General features: G+C 49.4%; 3 protein-coding genes. All 3 read left to right on the forward strand.

Translation table 11 applies throughout. From position 1 onward, the window contains the following. The first annotated feature begins 71 nt into the window (after positions 1–71). Positions 72–2,675 (forward strand): Helicase associated domain protein, encoded by a 2,604-nt coding sequence (locus tag B5F39_RS13855; RefSeq protein ID WP_087368721.1) that lies wholly within the window; start codon positions 72–74, stop codon positions 2,673–2,675. A gap of 194 nt (positions 2,676–2,869) precedes the next feature. Continuing rightward, complete coding sequence (locus B5F39_RS13860; RefSeq protein WP_087368722.1) at positions 2,870–3,493, forward strand: sugar transferase; 624 nt, start codon at positions 2,870–2,872, stop codon at positions 3,491–3,493. 1 nt (position 3,494) lies between these two features. Next, positions 3,495–4,153, forward strand: a 659-nt coding sequence (locus tag B5F39_RS13865; RefSeq protein ID WP_087368724.1) for an NAD-dependent epimerase/dehydratase family protein, incomplete at its 3' end; no start/stop codon positions are given.

A 4,153-nucleotide genomic window follows, 5' to 3' on the forward strand; every position in this document is an offset into this window, starting at 1 on the left:
TGGCGAAAAAGGTACACGTTATTCGCCACTTTGGGCGAGAGGGTACGTGACGATACGGAGGCGAGGCTGCGATGATAGATCTGTTCGAACACAATCAAACAACATACGATAAAGCAGTCTCCATGCTCGCCGAGCGCGGCAAAGCGGCAGTAGTGCACCCAACCGGCACGGGCAAATCCTTCATCGCCTTCAAGCTTGCGGAGGACAATCCTTCGTCGCGTGTGCTTTGGCTCTCGCCGAGCGAATATATCTTCCGTACTCAGCTGGAGAATATAAAGTCAGTCTGCGGCTATGAGCCGCGCAACATCGAATTCCGCACCTACGCCAAGCTCATGCAGACGAACAGTGACGGAATAGCAAAACTCAAGCCGTCGTACATAATCCTCGACGAATTTCACCGCGTAGGGGCCGAAATGTGGGGCAAGGGCGTGGAGCGGTTATTCGCCACGTATCCAGACGTTCCTGTCCTTGGGTTATCTGCCACAAGCATTCGCTATCTCGACAACCGCCGCGACATGGCCGACGAACTCTTCGACGGCAACGTAGCCTCCGAAATGACATTAGGCGAAGCCGTAGTCAGGGGAATACTAACGCCGCCTGAATACGTTTTGTCCATCTACTCCTGCTCTAAAGATATAGAGAAATACCAATCTCGTATTCGCAGGGCAAAGACGAAAGCTACCAGAGACGAAGCCCAGAAAAAACTCGACGCCCTCCGCCGCTCGCTCGAAAACGCCGAAGGGCTGGATATGGTATTCACGAAACACATAAAAGACAGACATGGCAAATATATAGTCTTCTGCTCAAACGTAGAACATCTGTGCGAAGTAGAAACGCACATATGTGAATGGTTCTCCGGTGTAGACAACAATCCCGTAATCTACAAAGCCTACTCCGAAGATGCGGAATCCTCAAAAGCCTTCGATTCATTCAGGAAAGACGATTCTGAACATCTGAAACTCCTGCTCTGCATAGACATGCTCAACGAAGGTATCCACGTAGACGGAGTATCGGGCGTCATACTCCTGCGTCCGACAATATCTCCAATAGTCTACAAACAGCAGATAGGCAGAGCCTTGTCGTCAGGTAAAGGCCATAGAGATAATGATGGTAACTCTGTCCCTGTAATAATCGACATAGTAAACAACATAGAAAATCTCTACTCAATCTCCGCCGTACAAGAAGAGATGAACACGGCCATAAACTACTACAGAGGCACGGGACAGGAAGACAAAATAATAAACGAGACATTCACCATAACGGACGAGACGAGAGACAGCAGACAGCTCTTCTGCGAACTCGAAGAGACGTTATCCGCCAGCTGGGACTCCATGTATAAACTGGCAAAAGCCTACTACGAAAAGCACCACAACCTCGACATAGAAAGACGCTACGTAACCCCCGAAGGCTACGCCCTAGGCTCGTGGCTCAACACACAAAAACTGGTCAAAGCCGGAAAGATACACGGCGTACTCACGGAAGAAAGAAGACAGAAGCTGAACGCCATAGGCATAGACTGGCAGAGCAAATACGACAGAGCGTGGGAGAAGTATTACAACGCGCTCTGCAAATACCGTTACGACAACGGCAACATAGATATAAAAGCGAATTACGTCACCGAAGACGGCATAGAACTTGGCGCATGGATATCCAACCTCCGCACTGCGAAAAACAGCCGCCGCAGAGGCTACTACCTCACAGACGAGCGTATATCAATGCTCAACAAGCTAGGCATGATCTGGGACAAAATAGACTTCCAGTGGGAAAAGAACTATCAGGCCTGCGTCGAATACTACGAGAAACACAGGAACCTCGACATCCCTGCCGGCTACACAACCGCTGAAGGACTTCGCGTAGGCGCTTGGATCAGAAGAATAAGAAAAGCCAGAGACGGAAGACTCAAAGGTGGAGCCACACTCACCAAAGAACAGATTGCACGTCTTGACGCCATAGGCATGAACTGGCAGGACTCATATACACAAAGATGGGAATACGGCTACGGCAAAGCAAAGGAATACTACTCGGAACACGGCGACCTTGACGTACCTACTACGTACGTCACAGAAGACGGTTTTCCATTGGGCAAATGGCTCAAGGGACACGTACAAGCCAAAGACAAAACAGGCCGTCTTGCTATAAAGCTTACTCTGGAACGAAAGGCGAAACTTGACTCACTCGGCTTCAAGTGGGAACAAGAAGATTCGTGGAGTAAGCGCATCGCGGCATGCAAAGAATACAAAACCGAACACGGTGACCTCAACGTCCCGCAAGAATACGTGACGACCGATGGAATGTGGCTCGGCAAATGGCTTTACGAATGCAGAAGGGCGTACAGAGGCGAGAACAGCAAGACAGTAAAAGCACTCACCAAAGAACAGATACTGGAACTTGAATCCCTCGGAATGGACTGGCGCACAGCATCTGATAGGGCATGGGAAGAAAAATACGCCGCCGCTGCGGAAATGCTTGAAAAAATGAAACAGGCAAACAGTGGAGAAAAGAAAGAAGAAAAAAGTAAACTGAACGCCGAATATCCTCCGGGTCACAGCTTGCGCCAGTGGCTTGTAAGGCAGCGTTTCCTTATAAGACATGGGAAATTATCACAGCAGCAAGTATCAAAAATAGAGATATTAAACAAACAGTATGGCAATGCATTGAGGCAAAAACATGTATAACTTTTATCGACATAAACCATATAAATATTTAGACTACTTAGAGGTTGAAGGGTACCCGCAGCTTCTTATTGTCTTAATTGGAAAAACATGCACATTATTATCAGCTGCTAGCGAAAGCCAAGGTATCGTGCCATGTCATATCTAATAGTAGCCATACACACGGGTTATAAAGTGTACCGGGCCAGGTAATCCTTATGTATAGACGTTATATCAAACGACTGATAGACATTATACTGTCATTCTGCGGCCTTGTCGTGCTTGCTGTCCCTATGGCCGTTATCGCCGTTATCGTAAAGCTCGACTCCAAAGGCCCCGTGCTCTTCTGGCAGAAGCGTGTCGGCATACACAAGTCTACCTTTATGATGCCGAAGTTCAGGACGATGTACACAGACACGCCGGCCAATATGCCGACGCACATGCTGAACGATCCAGAAAGATGGATCACAAAAAGCGGCAGGTGGATGCGCAAGCTCTCGCTGGACGAGCTGCCGCAAATCTGGTGCATACTGACAAACAAAATGTCAGTAATAGGTCCCCGTCCCGCTCTGTGGAACCAGTACGACCTCATAGCCGAGCGCGACAAATACGGAGCCAACGACGTATTGCCGGGCCTCACCGGCTGGGCGCAGATAAACGGGCGCGACGAACTCCCCATATCTGTCAAAGCCGCCTACGACGGCGAATACGTCCGTAACATGAGCTTCGCCTTCGACTGCAAATGCTTCTTCGGCACAATAGCCTGCGTGCTCAAAAAAGAAGGAGTCGTAGAAGGCGGCACCGGAGCGCTTGAAAAACAGGCGAAAGAGGAAGCCAAGTAAAATGAAAAACATCCTCATCACCGGAGCCGGCAGCTACGTAGGCACATCGTTTGAAAAATGGCTCAGCCAATGGCCCGACAAATACCATGTCGACACCATAGACATGATAGACGGGACGTGGAGAGAAAAATCCTTCAAAGGGTATGATGCTGTATTCCACGTCGCCGGAATCGCGCACGTCTCAGCAGATCCTTCTAAAAAAGACCTGTACTACAGAATAAACAGAGACCTCGCCATAGAAACAGCGCAGAAAGCTAAGGCAGACGGCGCGAGACAGTTCGTTTTTATGAGCTCCATGATAATCTACGGAGCCGACGACCCCGTAGGCAAAGAAAAAATAATAACAAAAGACACCAAGCCGGCGCCGGCAGACTTCTACGGGGACAGCAAACTCCATGCCGACCTTGCCATACAGAAACTGGCTGACGATAACTTCATCGTATCCATAATGCGCCCGCCCGTAATCTACGGCCCCGGCTGCAAAGGCAACTTCCCGAAACTGCTCAAGCTCGCGAAGTACGCCTTCATATTCCCGGCTATAGATAACCGCCGCAGCATGATATACATAGACAACTTCTGCGAATGCGTGAGACAGATAATAGACGCTGCCAGAGGCGGCATATTCTTCCCTCAGAACGAGGAATACGTCTCGACGAAAGA

The sequence above is a fragment of the Cloacibacillus sp. An23 genome, from assembly GCF_002159945.1.
In the GTDB taxonomy this organism is placed as follows: Bacteria; Synergistota; Synergistia; order Synergistales; family Synergistaceae; genus Caccocola.